15 protein-coding genes are annotated in these 16,136 nt (G+C 59.4%); 11 read left to right on the forward strand and 4 right to left on the reverse strand.

Annotated elements, in window-relative coordinates; translation table 11 throughout:
• Nucleotide 1 precedes the first annotated feature (1 nt).
• The 4 genes from ATY76_RS22600 to ATY76_RS22615 are packed head-to-tail and all read left to right on the forward strand — an operon-like array spanning nucleotide 2 to nucleotide 3,425.
• The gene (locus ATY76_RS22600) at nucleotides 2–892 is read left to right on the forward strand and encodes an ABC transporter permease subunit (protein ID WP_088676911.1); all 891 of its coding nucleotides are present in this window, start codon (nucleotides 2–4) and stop codon (nucleotides 890–892) included.
• Nucleotides 892–1,908 carry an ABC transporter ATP-binding protein gene (locus ATY76_RS22605; protein WP_088676912.1) on the forward strand — a complete coding sequence of 339 codons (1,017 nt, stop codon included), beginning with the start codon at nucleotides 892–894 and terminating at the stop codon, nucleotides 1,906–1,908. Before ATY76_RS22600 ends, ATY76_RS22605 begins: the two co-directional genes overlap by 1 nt.
• Nucleotides 1,905–2,858, forward strand: coding sequence for a peptide ABC transporter ATP-binding protein (locus tag ATY76_RS22610; protein WP_088676913.1), 954 nt, complete (start codon nucleotides 1,905–1,907; stop codon nucleotides 2,856–2,858). The genes ATY76_RS22605 and ATY76_RS22610 overlap by 4 nt, the downstream gene beginning before the upstream one ends.
• A 27-nt stretch (nucleotides 2,859–2,885) precedes the next feature.
• Nucleotides 2,886–3,425: a gluconokinase gene (locus tag ATY76_RS22615; RefSeq protein ID WP_088676914.1), complete on the forward strand. Its 540-nt coding sequence runs from the start codon at nucleotides 2,886–2,888 to the stop codon at nucleotides 3,423–3,425.
• On the opposite strand, the gene ATY76_RS22620 is transcribed toward ATY76_RS22615, so the two are convergent.
• From ATY76_RS22620 to ATY76_RS22630, 3 genes are all read right to left on the reverse strand, one after another.
• Nucleotides 3,415–4,662 (reverse strand): FAD-binding oxidoreductase, encoded by a 1,248-nt coding sequence (locus ATY76_RS22620; protein ID WP_088676915.1) that lies wholly within the window; start codon nucleotides 4,660–4,662, stop codon nucleotides 3,415–3,417. The two genes, ATY76_RS22615 and ATY76_RS22620, sit on opposite strands and share 11 nt — an antisense overlap.
• A gap of 73 nt (nucleotides 4,663–4,735) precedes the next feature.
• Nucleotides 4,736–5,239, reverse strand: a complete 504-nt coding sequence (locus ATY76_RS22625) for an isoprenylcysteine carboxylmethyltransferase family protein (RefSeq protein WP_088676916.1) — start codon at nucleotides 5,237–5,239, stop codon at nucleotides 4,736–4,738.
• Nucleotides 5,236–6,288 carry a 3-oxoacyl-[acyl-carrier-protein] synthase III C-terminal domain-containing protein gene (locus tag ATY76_RS22630; RefSeq protein WP_088676917.1) on the reverse strand — a complete coding sequence of 351 codons (1,053 nt, stop codon included), beginning with the start codon at nucleotides 6,286–6,288 and terminating at the stop codon, nucleotides 5,236–5,238. Before ATY76_RS22630 ends, ATY76_RS22625 begins: the two co-directional genes overlap by 4 nt.
• A gap of 173 nt (nucleotides 6,289–6,461) precedes the next feature.
• On the opposite strand from ATY76_RS22630, the gene ATY76_RS22635 reads away from it, so the two are divergent.
• From ATY76_RS22635 to ATY76_RS22645, 3 genes are read left to right on the forward strand one after another with little or no spacing between them, the layout of a single operon-like run.
• The gene (locus ATY76_RS22635) at nucleotides 6,462–6,998 is read left to right on the forward strand and encodes a tetratricopeptide repeat protein (RefSeq protein ID WP_088676918.1); all 537 of its coding nucleotides are present in this window, start codon (nucleotides 6,462–6,464) and stop codon (nucleotides 6,996–6,998) included.
• Nucleotides 6,999–7,041: 43 nt separating this feature from the next.
• On the forward strand, nucleotides 7,042–7,647 hold the full coding sequence (locus ATY76_RS22640; protein ID WP_088676919.1) for an RNA polymerase sigma factor: 606 nt from the start codon (nucleotides 7,042–7,044) through the stop codon (nucleotides 7,645–7,647).
• Nucleotides 7,644–8,447, forward strand: a complete 804-nt coding sequence (locus ATY76_RS22645) for a Fis family transcriptional regulator (protein ID WP_088676920.1) — start codon at nucleotides 7,644–7,646, stop codon at nucleotides 8,445–8,447. The genes ATY76_RS22640 and ATY76_RS22645 overlap by 4 nt, the downstream gene beginning before the upstream one ends.
• 22 nt (nucleotides 8,448–8,469) lie before the next feature.
• On the opposite strand, the gene ATY76_RS22650 is transcribed toward ATY76_RS22645, so the two are convergent.
• Nucleotides 8,470–10,395, reverse strand: coding sequence for an EAL domain-containing protein (locus tag ATY76_RS22650; protein ID WP_088676988.1), 1,926 nt, complete (start codon nucleotides 10,393–10,395; stop codon nucleotides 8,470–8,472).
• A 676-nt stretch (nucleotides 10,396–11,071) separates the two neighbouring features.
• Between ATY76_RS22650 and ATY76_RS22655 the strand changes: the two genes are divergently transcribed.
• From ATY76_RS22655 to ATY76_RS22665, 4 genes are all read left to right on the forward strand, one after another.
• Nucleotides 11,072–12,172, forward strand: a complete 1,101-nt coding sequence (locus tag ATY76_RS22655; protein WP_141105034.1) for a galactose oxidase — start codon at nucleotides 11,072–11,074, stop codon at nucleotides 12,170–12,172.
• Between the two features lie 1,148 nt (nucleotides 12,173–13,320).
• Nucleotides 13,321–14,031, forward strand: coding sequence for a hypothetical protein (locus tag ATY76_RS33365; RefSeq protein ID WP_141105035.1), 711 nt, complete (start codon nucleotides 13,321–13,323; stop codon nucleotides 14,029–14,031).
• A gap of 144 nt (nucleotides 14,032–14,175) precedes the next feature.
• Nucleotides 14,176–15,471, forward strand: a complete 1,296-nt coding sequence (locus tag ATY76_RS22660; RefSeq protein WP_245310021.1) for a Gfo/Idh/MocA family oxidoreductase — start codon at nucleotides 14,176–14,178, stop codon at nucleotides 15,469–15,471.
• Nucleotides 15,468–15,953: an acyltransferase gene (locus ATY76_RS22665; protein WP_088676923.1), complete on the forward strand. Its 486-nt coding sequence runs from the start codon at nucleotides 15,468–15,470 to the stop codon at nucleotides 15,951–15,953. Before ATY76_RS22660 ends, ATY76_RS22665 begins: the two co-directional genes overlap by 4 nt.
• Nucleotides 15,954–16,136: the final 183 nt, after the last annotated feature.

Consider the following 16,136-nt stretch of genomic DNA (forward strand, 5'->3'; position numbering starts at 1 on the left):
CATGAGCACGGTCACCGTCAAAACCGGCCAGCCATCCGCTCTTGCGGAGTTCTGGCATTACTTCTCCCGCAACAAGGGCGCCGTCATCGGCCTCGTTGTTTTCGTCATCATTCTCGTTGTCGCGATCTTCGCGCCGGTCTTTGCGCCGCATGCGCCGAACGAGCAGAACCGTGAGGTACTGCTCGCCGTACCCGCCTGGATGGAGGGTGGCCGCGCCTCCTTTCCGCTCGGAACGGATGCCGTCGGCCGCGACATCCTCTCGCGGCTGATTTATGGCGCGCGGTTCTCGCTGTTCATCGGCGTCGTGGTCGTGACGCTTTCGGTCGTCTGCGGCGTTCTGATCGGCCTCGTCGCCGGCTATTTCCGCGGCAAGATCGATACGGCGATCATGCGCCTGATGGATATCATCCTGGCCTTCCCGTCGCTGCTGCTGGCCCTCGTGCTGGTCGCCGTGCTCGGGCCGGGCCTGACCAATGCGATGATCGCGATTTCGCTGGTCAACCAGCCGCATTTCGTGCGGTTGACGCGCGCCTCGGTCATCACGGAGCGTGAGAAGGAATATGTGATCGCCTCGCGCGTCGCCGGCGCCGGCACCCTGCGCCTGATGTTCAAGACGATCCTGCCGAACTGTCTTGGGCCGCTGATCGTCCAGGCGACGCTCGCCTTTTCGGCGGCGATCCTCGATGCCGCCGCCCTCGGCTTCCTCGGCATGGGCGCCCAGCCGCCGACACCCGAATGGGGAACCATGCTCGCCGAATCCCGCGAGTTCATCTCCCGCGCCTGGTGGGTTGTGACATTTCCGGGTCTGGCCATCCTCATCACCGTTCTCGCCATCAATCTGATGGGTGACGGCCTGCGCGATGCGCTCGACCCCAAGCTGAAGAGGTCGTGATGCCACTTCTCGAAATCGAAAATCTGACCGTCGAGTTCCAAACTTCATCCGGTCTCTTCCGCGCCGTCGACGGCGTCTCGCTCACCTGTGACAAGGGAGAAATTCTTTCCGTCGTCGGTGAATCCGGCTCGGGCAAATCCGTCGCCATGCTGGCCCTGATGGGGCTTCTGCCGTGGACGGCGAAGATCACCGCCGACCGCCTGCAGTTCGACGGCCAGGATCTGCGCGGCATTTCCGCCCGCCAGCGCCGCAGGATCGTCGGCAAGGACATGGCGATGATCTTCCAGGAGCCGATGTCGAGCCTCAATCCGTGCTTCACGGTCGGTTTCCAGCTTGGCGAGACCCTGCGCGTCCATATGGGCCTCAACCGGAAGGAGCGCCGCGAACGCTCGATCGAACTCCTGAACCTTGTCGGCATTCCGGCGCCGGAAGACCGCCTGTCGAACTTCCCGCATCAGATGTCGGGCGGCATGAGCCAGCGCGTCATGATCGCCATGGCGCTCGCCTGTAATCCGAAGCTCCTGATCGCCGACGAGCCGACGACTGCGCTCGACGTGACGATTCAGGCGCAGATCCTCGACCTGCTCGTGCGCCTGCAGAAGGAGCAGGGCATGGCGCTGGTGCTGATCACCCATGACATGGGTGTCGTCGCCGAAACCGCCGAGCGCGTGCAGGTGCAATATGCCGGCCAGAAGGTCGAGGAGCAGCCGGTAAAGGCGCTGTTCCGCGATCCGCATCATCCCTATACGGCAGCCCTGCTCGCCGCCCTGCCGGAACGCGCCGAAGTCGGCCAGCGGCTTCCTTCCATCGCCGGCGTCGTTCCCGGTCAGCACGGCCGCCCGACGGGCTGTCTTTTCGCGCCACGCTGCGGCTATGCCACCGTCGAGTGCGAACGCGGCGTCGTCCGCCAGGGGCCGGAGCTAGGTCTGGCGCTCTGCAATTACCCTTTGAAGGACGGCAAGCCGCTCGGACATCCCGGTGTCATGGCCACTGAAACTGCAGGAGACCTGGTATGACGGGCGCTGTTCTCGAGGGCAGGGATCTCGCCCGCTTCTACACCGTCAGCCGCGGCCTCTTCAAAGCCGATGCGACCGTCAAGGCGCTGAACGGCGTCAGCTTCAGTCTCCACTCCGGCAAGACGCTCGCCGTCGTCGGCGAATCCGGCTGCGGCAAGTCGACGCTTGCCCGTCTGGTCACGATGATCGAGGATCCGACGGCCGGGCAATTGCTGATCGACGGCAAGCCCGCTGAGGTCGGCGACCGCAGCCTGCGCAGCCAGGTGCAGATCGTCTTCCAGAATCCCTACGGCTCGCTGAACCCGCGCCAGAAGGTCGGCGCCATCCTCGAGGAGCCGCTGAAGATCAACACCGACCTCGATGCCGCCGCCCGCCGCCGCAAGGTGGAGGAGATGATGGCCCGCGTCGGCCTGCGCCCGGAGCATCATGGCCGCTATCCCCATATGTTCTCCGGCGGCCAGCGCCAGCGTATTGCCATTGCCCGCGCCCTGATGCTGCGGCCGAAGGTGTTGGTGCTTGACGAACCCGTTTCGGCTCTGGATCTTTCGATCCAGGCACAGGTCCTGAACCTCTTGATGGATCTGCAGAAGGAAATGGGCCTTGCCTATCTCTTCATCTCGCACGGCCTCTCCGTCGTCCATCACATCGCCGATGAGGTAATGGTGATGTATCTCGGCCGCCCGGTCGAAACCGGTCCCGCCGCCGAGGTCTTTGCGCGGCCGCGCCATCCCTACACGGCAGCCTTGCTGTCAGCGACACCGATCGCCGATCCGGAGCGCGCCAAGAACCGCATCCGCCTGCAGGGAGAGCTGCCGTCGCCGCTGAAGCCGCCGTCTGGCTGTCACTTCAATCCGCGCTGCTGGAAGGCGCAGGACTATTGCCGTCAGGTTTCTCCCCAACTAAGTGGGGAAGGTGCGCAAAAATATGCCTGTCACTTCCCGCTCGACTGAGCGGGAAGCCGGAGTCTCGGAGGGATCATGCCGGAAGAGCGGTTGAACGAGCCCCATGCGATCATCGTCATGGGGGTCAGCGGTTGCGGCAAGTCCTCTGTCGGCGAGAGGCTGGCGGGAGCCCTGCATCTGCCTTTCGTCGAAGGCGATGCGCTCCATCCTGCCGCCAATGTCGAGAAAATGTCGAAGGGCATTCCGCTGACCGATGAGGATCGCATGCCCTGGCTCGACCTTATCGGTGAACGAATGAAGGCTTCGCTGGAGAAGGGCGAAGGCATCATCGTCTCCTGCTCGGCGCTGAAGCGTCTCTATCGCGACAGGCTGCGCGCTGCCGGCGGCGGCAATCTGTTCTTCGTCTATCTCGAAGGCTCCAAGGCGCTCCTGACAAAGCGTATGGGCGAGCGCAAGGGCCATTTCATGCCAGTCTCCCTGCTCGAAAGCCAGCTGGCGACGCTTGAGATGCCCAGAGGCGAACAAGGCGTCGTCACCGTCGATATCGGCGATACGATCGAAGGCATTGCGGCAACGGCGCTGAAGGGCCTCGCGACCCTCGGCGTCACGGCTTGAAGCGCTGCGGCGAATAGGCCGCGATATCGATCAACGGCGTCTCGCCGGTAATGACCTCTGCCAGCACGCGGCCGGTCACCGGCCCAAGCGTCAGCCCGTGATGGGCATGGCCGAAGGCGAACCACAGGCCCTGATGGCGCGGCGCCTTGCCGATAACAGGCATCATGTCCGGCGTGCACGGGCGCGAACCCATCCAGGGCTCCGGATCGAGCCTTTTGCCGAGCGGGAAGATCGTGCGGGCCACGGCTTCGGCCCGGTCGAGCTGGACCGGCGTCTTCGGCGCATCGAGCGTTGCGAACTCCGCTCCCGTCGTCAGGCGGATGCCGCGGCTCATCGGCGCCAGGAGATAGCCGCGCTCCGCATCGAGCGTCCAGTTGTTGAGAACGGCATCGCCCTCAACGCCATAATGCATGTGATAGCCGCGCTTGACGCCGAGCGGAAAGCGATAGCCGAGCCGGCGGGTTGCGACGGCCGCCCAGGGGCCGAGCGCAATCACCGCATCATCCGCCTCGAGCGGGCCTTCCCCGGTCATGATCTTCCAGCCGGAGCCGAACTGGCCGAGCGAGGCGGCGTCGCCTGTCACAAACCTTCCGCCGAGGCTCTCGAAATAGCGGCGATAGGCCGATGTCAGCGCATGCGGGTCGAGCACCGACCAGGGATCGCGCCAGCGCAGGCCGCCGACGAAATCGCCGCTGATATCCGGCTCCATGCGGGCCAAATCTTCCGCGCTCAGGCGATCATACCCGACTCCGAATTCGTTCCGCCAGAGTGCTGCTTCCGAAAAGGCCTCGTCGCGCCTGGCCTCCGTCCGGAAAATCTTTATCCAGCCATCCTTGCGGATCAGTGCCTGCGACTGCGAGGCCTCGATCAGGTCCTTATGTTCCGCAATCGAGTTCTCGATCAGCGGCGCATAGGCGCGGGTGATGGCTGCGTGGCGCCGGGCATTGGAATTCCACCAGTAGCGGGCAAGGAAGGCGACCTGGCGCGGCAGCGTGCGCAGGTGATAATGCGCGTCGATGCGATTGTTGAGAGCATAGCGCAGCAGGAGGCCGAGCTGCTGGGGAAAACCATAGGGGACGACGCCTTCGCGCTGGATCAGCCCGGCATTGCCGAAGGAGGTTTCCCGGCCCGGATCCTTGCGGTCGATCAGCGTCACCTGCCGGCCGCGCCGCTGGAGATGGATGGCCGTGGAAACCCCGACGATGCCGGCGCCGAGCACGATTGTGTTCTTCGTCATTTCCCCTGAATTCCGCTTTGTTATCGGCTGAAAATGCCCCTGCCGTCACTGCCGCGCAAACAAAAAATCGCATTCATTTCAAAATCATTGTGCTTTCCAGTGCGGTATTTTCGGCTCTCATACGGATGAGCAGGATGAAGGCGTTGAGAAACGAAAAGACGAGTGCATAAAGCGGCAGGCCGAAGGCGAGCGGAAGCGCGGCGATCTCGCCGACGACGATCGCGTAATTCGGATGCCGCAGGAACCGATAGGGGCCTGAACTGACGAGCGGCGCGCCCGTCAGGATGATAATGCGCGTCGTCCAGCGCTCCTTCAGCGTTGCCAGCACCCAGAGCCGCAGCGCCTGCAGCGCCACGAAGACCAGGAACCAGAAGAGCCCGACCGGCCTGCCCGGCGCGAGCAGCCAGAGGCCGATGATCCAGCCGGCGTGCAGCGCCACCATGGCCGGATAGTGCTCCGGCGCCACTTCTCTGGCGCCCCTGGCGAGAAGGACTGTGGTGTTGCGCCGGGCAAGCGCGAGCTCCCCCAGCCGCTGCAGCGTCACGAATGTAAGAAGCGCGACTGCCGGCCACATCACGCGGCCCTCCTCAGCGTCACGCAGCTGGCCGAAAAGCCCGGCCCCATGGCAATCATCGCCGCCCGTTCAGGCAATCCGGCGCGGATCGCCCGCTCCAGCACGAAGAGTACGGTCGGCGAGGACATGTTGCCATATTCGGCAAGCACGGCGCGTTCGTGATCGAGCGTGCCCGGCGCCATCGAGAAGGCGCTCTCCATCGCGGCCAACACCTTGGTACCGCCGGGATGGCAGATGAAGCGGCCGATATCTTCCCGCTTCAGCCCGTTGCGTGCCAAAATCGCCGTCACCGCCGGGCCGAGCTCCTTTTCGGCAAACGGCGGCAGTGATTGCGCCAGCACGATGCCGAAGCCGCGGTCGTCGATCCTCCAGCCCATGATATCGAGTGTGTCGGGAAAGAGATGCTCACCGGTCGATTCCACCTCCGCCAGCCCGCCTTCGCCCGATCGCAGCACGCAGGCCGCCGCACCGTCGCCGAAAAGCGCCGTCACGATGATGTTCGGCCGCGTCAGCTCGTCCAGCCGGAAGGCGAGCGTGCAGAGCTCGACCGAGACGAAGAGCACGACGGCGCCCGGCCGGCTGCGCGCCAGCCCCGAGGCGATCGCAAAACCGGAGACGCCGGCCGCACAGCCGAGCCCGAAGACAGGCACGCGCTCGATATCGGCCCTGAAGCCCATGCGGCGGGCAAGCTGCGCATCGAGGCTCGGCGTCGTAAAACCGGTGGATGAAACCGTGACGACACAATCGACATCGCCGGCATCAAGCCCCGCCTGGCGCAGTGCCGAGGTGGCGGTCTCGACGAAGAGCCCGCCCGCGACCTCCGAATAGGCCTGCATCCGGTCCTGCCAGCCATGCGGCTCGTCAAACCAGGAAAGCGGCCGCGCCGCATGGCGCTTGTTGATGCCGGCGCTCTCGAAGACACGGGCAAGGTGGCGGAAATCCTCGAAACGATCTGCAAACAGCCGGGCCGAGGCTTCGGCCGCCTGTGCTTGAGAAATGACGTGTTCGGGTGCGGCGACGGCGAGGCTTATGAGATGTACGGCATGGGTCACGGAATTCTCCTTGTCGCTCCCGGCGCAACGATGGAGAAAACACGCGGTCCCGATGATTTATTCGGCCACAGGCTCTTCACGAAGCAGTGATGACGAAAAATGGAAAGGCCGCCGAATAAAGCCTGATGCAGCGGTGTTCTCTCCTCGCAACGTCACTCTCGAGGAGTTTTCCCATGACGAACATGACAACTCGCGCCGCTTCCATCCTTCTCGGCGGCTGCCTCGCCGCTTCCTTCTTCTGCGGCCCGGTCTTTGCGATCGGTGACGACAGCAGCACCATGCCGACCTGCAAGAAGGGCGAGATCTACGACCAGAAGACCAAGAAATGCGTCAAGCAGCAGAGCGCCAACGTCTCGGACGATAACCGCACTGATTATGCCTATTCGCTCGCCAAGGCCGGTCGCTACGAAGAGGCGCTTGCCATGCTCGATACGGTCAAGGACCAGAATACGGCCGAAGTGCTGAATTATCGCGGCTATGCCACCCGCAAGCTCGGCCGCACCGACGAAGGCATTTCCTATTACCTGAGATCGGTGAAGATCGACCCGCAATATGCCAAGGTCCGCGAATATCTCGGCGAAGCCTATGTCGTCAAAGGCCAGCTCGATCTTGCCAGGGAGCAATTGAGCACCATCAAGGCGATTTGCGGTACCGGTTGCGAGGAGTATCAGGATCTGAACGCCGCAATCCTCGATCCGTCGAAGATCTGATCGGCCGGCAAGGGCAGGATAGGGAACGGGAAGGGATATCCGAATGTCGGTCGCGCGCACCCCATTTCCTGCCTATAGTCGCGCAACAGTGGAATCGCCGGTTCACTCGGCGATTCCCACGGACACAGGACTGGCGGAGGCGGCCATCGCGAGCGAAGCGGATATCAGGAGCGGCCTGACGGAAAATCTGGCGCGGCTCTGGCGTTATGGCCTCGTTCTCTCGCATCAGCGCGACGTCGCCGACGATCTGGTGCAGGCGACCTGCCTTCGCGCGCTGGAGCGCGCCGGCCAGTTCGTTCCCGGCACCCGGCTCGACCGCTGGCTGTTTTCCATCCTGCATTCGATCTGGCTGAACGAGATCCGTTCGCGCCGGGTGCGCCAGGGCCAGGGGTTCGTCGATGCCGGGGAGACGCTGACATTCGACGGCGCCCACGACACCGAAACGCATGTGATGGCGGGACAACTGCTGAAGCAGGTCAATGCGCTGCCCGAGGCGCAAAGGACGGTGGTTTTCCTCGCTTATGTGGAAGGACTTTCCTATCGCGAGGTCGCAGGCATACTGGATATTCCGATCGGAACCGTGATGAGCCGGCTGGCGGCCGCCCGCGCCAAGCTCTCCGGCGCCGGAGCGGAAGGGGGACGGCAATGAACGAGAAACACACCATTCCCTCCGACGAGGACCTGACCGCCTTCATCGACGGCGAGTTGACGGCCGAAGAGGCTGCGCGCATCGAAACGATGGTGAATGAAGACGAGGCCGTCGCCGAAAGGCTGGAATTCCTGTCGCGCGCCAGCCTGCCCTTCGAACAGGCCTTCGCCCCGTTGCTCGCCGAAGCGCCACGCCAAAAGCTGGAGGCGATGCTCGCCGCAATTCCGCCTCGCGACAGACCAAAGCCCGTTTTCGCGCCCTCGATCCTTACCCGCCGCCGCTTCCTCGGCGCGCTCGCCGCCTCGCTTGTCGCCGGCATCGCCATCGACCGCGCCGTCATCGGCATCGGCCGGAGCTTTTCGGCCAAGGACGAAAACAGCGAATGGCGCGCCGTGGTCGCCGAATATATCTCGCTCTACACCCCGGAAACGCTGGCCGGCCCCGTGCCCGCGACAGAGGACCAGGCCGCCCAGCTTGCCCCGCTTGACGAGAAACTTGGCCTGTCGCTCTCCCCCGAAGCCGTCGCGCTTCCCGGCATCGATTTCAAGCGCGCTCTGATGCTGCAATATGACGGCAAACCGCTCGCCCAGATCGCCTATCTCGACCCCGAAACCGGCCCGATGGCGCTCTGCATCGTCAGGTCCGACGCGGGGTCGAAAGCCCCGGACCTCGAGAGCCGCAAGGGCATGAACGTCGTCTACTGGTCGAACGCAACGCACGCCTTCATGCTGATCGGCCATGCGGCGGCCGATCGGATGGCGGCGATTGCGGATGGGGTGCGGGGGAGGATGGATGCGTAAGCGGTATCTTACGCGCGGTGGGTTAGTGAAGGCGAGCGCGATTTTGAAACGGCAGGCTGGACCGTAAATTCAGAAACGCTGATATGTCGGCCTCACGCATCGGCCGCGAATAGAAATATCCCTGGATCAGGAAACCGCCGAGCTCTCTGAGGGCTGTCACCTCTTCCTGCGTTTCGACACCTTCGATGACGCAGTCGAGACCCATGTCGCGACCGAGCGCCAGCAGCGATTTGACGATCTTGTATCTGGCCGGCTTCCGATGCAGGTCGGTCACGAAAGTGCGGTCGATCTTGATCTTGGTGAGCGGCAGGGCATGAAGCCGCGAAAGGCTCGAATAGCCGATCCCGAAATCGTCAAGCGATATGCCGCAGCCGAGCGCCTTCAAGGTGGTGATCGCGCTTTGAATTTGGCCGAAATCGGCAGCGAAGGCTGTCTCGGTCATCTCGAGATCGAGACGTTTGGGATCGAAACGGCTTGCGTGGATAATGCTGATGATATGCAGCAAGCCTTCCGGCGAGGTCAGGTCCTGCGCCGACAAATTGAAGGAAAGACGAATACCGGCCGGCCAATTGGACGCGACAGTGAGGGCTTTTTCGAGAAGCGGTCGCGTCAGGCGATTGATGAAGCCCGCCCTTTCGGCGACAGGAATGAACTGAACCGGCGAGACGCTGCCGAGAACGGGGCTCGTCCAGCGCGCCAGCGCCTCGAAGCCGATCGTTTCGTCCAACCGCACATCGACGATCGGTTGAAACACGACGCTCAGTTCCTCCTGCAGATCAGCCATCTGCAGGACCTGTTCGATCCGCGCATCACGGCGGATTTCCGCATCGTGGTCCGACGAGAAGAGAACGGCTTTGCCGCGAATGGTCCGCTTGCCGTGATAGAGCGCGTAATCGGCACGCTCGAAAAGATCGGCCGCGCTCCCGGCGTTATCGGGATATACCGCAAAGCCGATGGAGCACGAAATCTGGACGGCGGCTTCGGCAAAAATGAATGGCACCCGCAGCGCGTTGCACAGGCGTTCTCCGAGGGCGAGCAGTTCGGGCTCACTCGAAGGTCTTGAAATGATCAGTGCGAATTCATCGCCGCCAAGTCTCGCGAGATGGATATTCTGAGCGCAGAGCCCGGCCAGACGCTGGCCAACCTCGTAGAGCAGTTTGTCGCCGATGCCGTGGCCATAGAGGTCGTTGACCGGCTTGAAGCCATCGAGATCGATGATGCCGACTGCAAGGCTTTGCCCACTGGCCTCTGCTTGGCTGAATGCTTCCCCGAGATGGGAGAAGAACGCGCGGCGATTGGGAAGCTCGGTGAGGCTGTCGAGATTGGCGAGGCGAAAGTTCTCGTTGCTGAGCGCCTCGGTCTCTATCTTCGCCTCGATCAGCCGGGTGAAATCCCGGTACTGAATGAGAAGGGTGATCAGCATAGTGCCGGAAACTAGACCGGTATTGATGGCGATGGCAATGAAGACGGCATTGCCCGACAGGGCGAAAAAGATGAAGAACACGCCGTTGACGATGGCAGCGACGGTAAAGGCTGCCGGGCGCAGATGCATCAGGCAGAAAATGACGCCGATAACGGTAATCGCCATGTAGAAGGCCACGTGGCTCTTGGCATAGGCGTCGCCGTAAGGAAACAACAGCAGAGCCCAGCCGGTGAAGGCGACGGCAATAATACTGGCGAGGCGATTGGTGCGCGAGAGCGCCCGCGCGGCGACCTCATGGGTCGGTGTAACCCGCAGGGAGCGCGACCAGGCCATAAGGCGAACCGCGCAGACCAATGTCAGCACAATCGGGATATAGACGGCCAACCAGGCTGGCGCGACCGACATATGGGTCGCCGCCAGCACCCATGTATTGGTCAGCAGGATCACATACATGAGCGGCAGCTGATAGGAAAAGGCCCGGTATTGCGCCTTGAGCAATTCCGGCTTGTCCGGAGGTATGGACATGAATGCCCGAACCTTCGCGAGCCTGCTCGTCGACGGGATCGGATCTGCTTTCATGTTTTCGCGCTCTGCTCGACGTTTGTGTAAGCCATGGTGTCCTCTGACCAGCCTGCCACGACGGTCCCCATCGGCCTTAGGATCATTGTTTGAAAAGATACAATCGAGTCATTCGATTGCATTCGGGCCTCTCGACAGACCGATCAGCTGTGCCGCCGACGTAAGTCTCGGGCACAGGCAGCCAGTTAGGCGTTTGGATTTCCACGACCAAACTAAGCATCCAATGCGTTAACGCTTCTGCACCGCAAGCCGATTGCGTGGCGGGATTATTCGCAAAGTGGATATTCAGTTCGCGAGACGGCTCGATGCCGCGTAAGGGCAGGAATGTCGTCCGCCGGTCGAGCGCGATGCACGCCCCGATGCTGATCGGCCGCATCACCGTCTAGCCGGGTGCAGGAGCTGGCGGAGAGCGTTCGGAGCAAGCTTTCAGCCCAACTTTCGTCTTCCGTCGCCGCTCAGGATGTGATGATTTGCATTTGCTGCGGCGATAGAATATTGGCCCTCGAGCCTCGACCTTCATCCTGCCATGAAGTGGTACCGGTCTGACCAGGTCGCTCTCAACACAGCGATGCTTGTGCGGTCATAAGTGCCTGCTCTCCATTAAGTGATCCGGGATGAAATCATGAATTCAAGAGTCAAAAGGCTTTTATTTTTCTGCATACTTCCACTGGTCGTTTTTTGTCTTGTTCTCGGGTGGGTTTATAGCGGGGCACCGGGGCTCCCCAAACCCAGTTTGAAGCGGGTCGCCGTTGCCGATTGGCCGCCGCGCGATTCAGCTGGAGAATTCGTGTATCACAACAAGCTTTGGCTCTTGGGGGGCTGGAAAACAAAGCCGACAGAGTTGCTTCGGGATGTCTGGAATTCGGCCGATGGCGTCAAGTGGGATCTAGTCCAGTCGGAGCTACCTTTCTATTATACCGACCTACCGATGACGATCGTTTTCAAGGACCGAATGTGGGTACTCGGCGGCACCACACTCTCGGATCCGGAGCACCCCGCCACGAATTCAGTGTGGAACTCCGATGATGGAATCCACTGGAGCAACGTGCAAGCAGCGGCTTCATGGAGCCCAAGAACAGCCACGCCAATTGTCACGCTAAATGGCAAGCTGTGGATTCTTGGGGGCCTCGAGTGGGTTGATGGCAAGCAGACCCTTAAGAACGACGTGTGGAACTCCAGCGATGGTATCAATTGGACCAAGGTGACAGAGCACGCGGCATGGCAGCCGCGAGCGTATCACGCAGCGGTCGCTTATCACGGAAAACTATGGGTTCTTGGAGGCGGGTCGTATCACCCAGACTACATCGCCCTGAACGATGTCTGGAATTCTGAAGATGGTCTCCATTGGAAAAAAGTTTCCGATGCGCCGTGGAGCGGGCGGATCTGGTTCTCGGCGGCAGAGTATCGAGACCGTATGTGGGTCATTGGTGGCTGGAGTAAAAGCACGCTGAACGTCGGCGGAATTTGGTTCACGGACAACGGCATTGATTGGACGCGATTGCCTTTATCTGACAGCTGGCGACCAAGGCATGAACAATCGACTTATGTCGTGGGCGATAAGATGATCATCGCTGCTGGGCATGCCGACCCAATCACAAATGAGGTGTGGGAGTTGAAAGTTCCTCCGTTATGGTTGAAATTCGATCGCCTCGTCCATCAGGTGCTGCCTTTTGTGAACGGGCGGACGGATGGCAGGGCAGCTAGCCCCGATAGTGGTCGTTAAAGACCAACCTGATGCATCAAGCCCTTGCAGATCCGCGGTCGACATTGTGTCTACCTTGGGTAGTCGATAGGAATAAACTGGATGTGCTTCTTGGCGCGACGACTATGATCTCAACATTTCGTCCCAAAATCATGCCTGAGTTGGCTCCCTGCGTGTATTCGGAAAACCAGAGAAATTCGATCAAATTTTGAGGATCACAGTTCGATCGATCGAGTTGAAGAAGTTGCTGCCGCAGAGCCTGGAATTGGTCTGTAAGGCAATTCCAGAAGGTGGAGGCATGAATGTTCTCGCAGAACCGAATGACAAGCGGCCTAATAATCAAGGTGGATCGATTGTCGCGAGTTGAGTTGTTCACTTACCCTCTCATTATTTGTATCCATGCCTATGCCTTAGTAGTCTTCGGTGCGACGTATTGGATCGATTCACGCGACTATATATCATTGGCCACTGCCATGTCTTCGCCTAGCGGACTGCAGCTGTTTTACCAAACAACAGGTCAATGGATATTTAGCCATCTCGGGCCTGGCGTGCCGGGAGCCTGGCTCTTGCTCAGCGAGTTGCCGGTCTCCTGGCAATGGCCGGCGCTCGCAATATTCCAGCACATGGTGGCTGCAGGGGCGCTCATTTTCGCATTTCGGACGGTTTATCGCCTTTGGCCATCGCCCGTGCACATGATTTTTGTCCTATTGCTGTTACTGCTGCCAGCGTATCAGGCATTTCATAATTCACTTCTGACCGAATCGTGCACTTCATCTTTCGTTCTGATTGGCTTTTCGTGTTGTTTAAGGATAGCGCGGGGGAATCGGTCTGTCAGTAGTTGTGTTGTTGGGGCACTTATAGTGATCGCGTGCGTGACCCAGTTTAGAAGTTACTGGGGAGCTATAGTCGCGTTAATGTTATTCTACGCAGTTATTTCCCGGGCATTTCTTATTTCTAGATGGATGGTTGTCCTTTTCGCTGTGTCGGCTGGCTCGGCCCTAGCGTTTCCCACATACAGATATCTGCAGGACGGACAATTTTTTCTGCCAGCTGGCGGTATCAACCTTCTAGTATCGGCGTCGCAGGCTAATCCGCACCCCTCGTCGACAGTGAATACGCTCCTTAACGTGGCAGGGTTTCCGGATACTTTGACGCATAACGGTATCACAATGTCCGACGCGCTATTAATCGCTGAAAAGTGGAGAGCTGAGGGACGCTCCAATAGCGAGATCAACGAAAAGGCAGAGGAACTCGCCAGTGCGCTACGCTCGGATGGGGCGAGTGTTCAATTGAACCGGTTCTTATACGCCATGGCCTCAATCGGAGCGATCTTGCCGTCGGCGGTAGTTCCGCAAACGCATGAAGTCTTTCCGGGATACTCTCCCAGGAATTTTCTCGATCATCTTTACGGCTATTATCGTTGGCAAAGCTGGGCATCATCGGAGGACTATCGGTCTGCATTCGACCGTTTTTTTGGACCGCAAGCAGCCTCGGACGCGGCAGTTTTTCCGTTCGCGGTTCTATCAAACGCTAAGATCCATGCAGCATTCAATCCGTACATTTCGACCTTCGGGGTGGCGCTTCGTGACCCAATAAATATAGGTGTTCTGCCGCCCGACCTTTGGCTTTTGTTGGCTTTGCTGGCTGCTGCATTTTTGACGGTACAAGCAAAGGAGGTAACAATGTTGCTTCTTTGTTCGTTGGCGCCAGCCTTTGCTGTCGCGTATGCGTTTCCTCTCGGAAACCCACGCTACTCAGTACCATTGCTTCCATTATATTTTTTCGTCATTTCGATTGGGGCGGCTCACCTCATCGCACGGTCGCGACTTTCGAGAGTCCATCAAAGGAGAGCCGCAAAAATATCATCCCATGTAAACTAGCGCTTTCAATTCCACCCCGTGTCAGCGTGGCCGCGTGAGTTTGGAAAACTAAGAGTAGGTGGGTTTGCTGCCAGTGATGAAGATTGACTTTTTTGGCGAGAACACCCAATGAGGCCTAATCATTCCTGTCTGCGCGAGTCCCACATGGCAATTGTGCGGTCGCCGATAAAACCGGGTGCTTCCGGTCATGCCACGGGTGCACAAGCAAATATGAGAAGTCTTCCAAAAAAAATCATTGCTGGCCATACCGGTATGGTGGGTTCGACCGTTGAACGACGCTTGATCGCGGAAGGGTGTCCGGCTAGCTCAGGGGATGTCAATGTGAATCGCCCAGATTATTTTGGGCGGCGGATACTGTCGCGCGGGGAGAAGCTCTTGATAAAATTCGCTATTGTTGGATGCGGACGCATTGCTAAAAGACATTCCGAACTGTTGGGCTTTTCACAGATAACCGGGGCGTCGCTAGTCGCAGTTTGTGACGTAGTGGAAGAAAGGGCAAAGGAGTTCGGAGAAAGATTCGGCGTTCCTCACTATCAGTCCATCGACGAAATGCTCCAGAACACGGACGCCGATGTCGTATCGATATTGACGCCAAGTGGCATGCATGCAGAGCACGTCATAACTGCTGCAAAATATAAACGGCACATCGTGGTCGAAAAGCCAATGGCGCTGACTTTGACCGACGCTGAAGCGATGATCAAGGCGTGTGATGACAACAACATTCGCCTTTTTGTCGTCAAACAAAACCGGTTTAACGTCCCGGTCCTGAAAGCGCGCGAAGCTCTTGATGCGGGCCGCTTCGGAAAGCTCGTGCTCGGGACGGTTAGGGTACGATGGTGCCGCGATCAGAGTTACTATGATCAGGATAACTGGCGCGGTACCTGGCAATATGACGGCGGTGTTCTTGCCAATCAGGCAAGTCATCATATCGACATGTTAACTTGGTTCATGGGTGATGTCGAAAGTGTTCACGCGCGCGCGGCGACAGCGTTGGTGGATATTGAGGCGGAAGACACTGCCGTAGCCACACTGAAGTTCCGCAACGGTGCTCTCGGCATTATAGAAGCCACCGCAGCAACGCGACCCAAGGACATTGAAGGATCGATTTCGATACTTGGTGCTGGGGGCTCTGTTGAGATTGCGGGCTTTGCGGTGAACAAGATCCGCACCTGGCAGTTCGGCGACCATGACTTAGGCGATGAGCAAGTTATGGAGAAGTACTCTGTTAATCCTCCGAACGTTTATGGTTTTGGTCATCAGGCTTATTACGAACATGTCGTCGATTGCCTAGTGAACGATATAAAAGCCATCGTGGATGGTCATGAGGGACGTCAGAGTCTTGAGCTGATCTCCGCACTTTACGAATCAATCGCTTCCAATCAGGAAGTGAAATTGCCTTTGGAAGTGAAGCATTCGAAACTGGGACGATCTTCCCAGTGACCGACGACTCCCCCACGCTCTGGAAGGCGCAGGTCAGAAACGTCGTTTGCGGCGCTCGGGTGAAAATAGTTGAGCCCGTCAATGTCTATGAGTGCGAACTTGCGGATGATTGTTTCGTCGGTCCGTTCGTCGAAATCCAGAAGGGCGTGAAGATCGGGCCGCGCACAAAGATACAGTCACACAGTTTCATATGCGAACTTGTGGAGATTGGTGAGGATTGTTTCATCGGACATGGGGTTGTTTTTGTGAACGACCTTTTTTCGGGAGGTGGGCCTGCGCGGGGAAATCGCGCGCTCTGGAAGGAGACACGGATCGGCAACCGAGTTTCGATCGGCTCAAACGCTACGGTCCTGGCCGTTCGGATATGCGACGATGTCGTCATCGGCGCAGGCGCGGTTGTAACCCGGGATATCACTATTTCTGGCACCTATGCCGGCAACCCCGCCCGGCCTTTACCTCGTTCAGCAAGGAGTGAGGTTTAGGTTTGTCCCGGGAGGATCGTCGTTGGTGGACAACGTCGGTACATGCCCCAGGCTTTGCAGCTTCTCGCCGTCAACTCCCGTGGGAAGGGGTGTTGGCCTCAGCCTTTCGCGAAGGGTTGTTTCAGTGTTAAGCCGATGCTTGGCTGAATGTTATTTTTGGTTGGCGCATATGGCGGCGCCGGC

The organism is Rhizobium sp. R339, assembly GCF_002211395.1.
Classification (GTDB): Bacteria; Pseudomonadota; Alphaproteobacteria; order Rhizobiales; family Rhizobiaceae; genus Rhizobium.

What these genes read in the sequence shown, in the direction of transcription:
- ATY76_RS22635 (WP_088676918.1), top strand. Translation starts at nt 6,462, where the DNA reads ATGACGAACATGACAACTCGCGCCGCTTCCATCCTTCTCGGCGGCTGC.
- ATY76_RS22660 (WP_245310021.1), top strand. Translation starts at nt 14,176, where the DNA reads ATGGCAATTGTGCGGTCGCCGATAAAACCGGGTGCTTCCGGTCATGCC.
- ATY76_RS22650 (WP_088676988.1), bottom strand. Translation starts at nt 10,395, where the DNA reads ATGTCCATACCTCCGGACAAGCCGGAATTGCTCAAGGCGCAATACCGG.
- ATY76_RS22600 (WP_088676911.1), top strand. Translation starts at nt 2, where the DNA reads ATGAGCACGGTCACCGTCAAAACCGGCCAGCCATCCGCTCTTGCGGAG.
- ATY76_RS22610 (WP_088676913.1), top strand. Translation starts at nt 1,905, where the DNA reads ATGACGGGCGCTGTTCTCGAGGGCAGGGATCTCGCCCGCTTCTACACC.
- ATY76_RS22615 (WP_088676914.1), top strand. Translation starts at nt 2,886, where the DNA reads ATGCCGGAAGAGCGGTTGAACGAGCCCCATGCGATCATCGTCATGGGG.
- ATY76_RS22645 (WP_088676920.1), top strand. Translation starts at nt 7,644, where the DNA reads ATGAACGAGAAACACACCATTCCCTCCGACGAGGACCTGACCGCCTTC.
- ATY76_RS22655 (WP_141105034.1), top strand. Translation starts at nt 11,072, where the DNA reads ATGAATTCAAGAGTCAAAAGGCTTTTATTTTTCTGCATACTTCCACTG.
- ATY76_RS22640 (WP_088676919.1), top strand. Translation starts at nt 7,042, where the DNA reads ATGTCGGTCGCGCGCACCCCATTTCCTGCCTATAGTCGCGCAACAGTG.
- ATY76_RS22620 (WP_088676915.1), bottom strand. Translation starts at nt 4,662, where the DNA reads ATGACGAAGAACACAATCGTGCTCGGCGCCGGCATCGTCGGGGTTTCC.
- ATY76_RS33365 (WP_141105035.1), top strand. Translation starts at nt 13,321, where the DNA reads ATGTCCGACGCGCTATTAATCGCTGAAAAGTGGAGAGCTGAGGGACGC.
- ATY76_RS22605 (WP_088676912.1), top strand. Translation starts at nt 892, where the DNA reads ATGCCACTTCTCGAAATCGAAAATCTGACCGTCGAGTTCCAAACTTCA.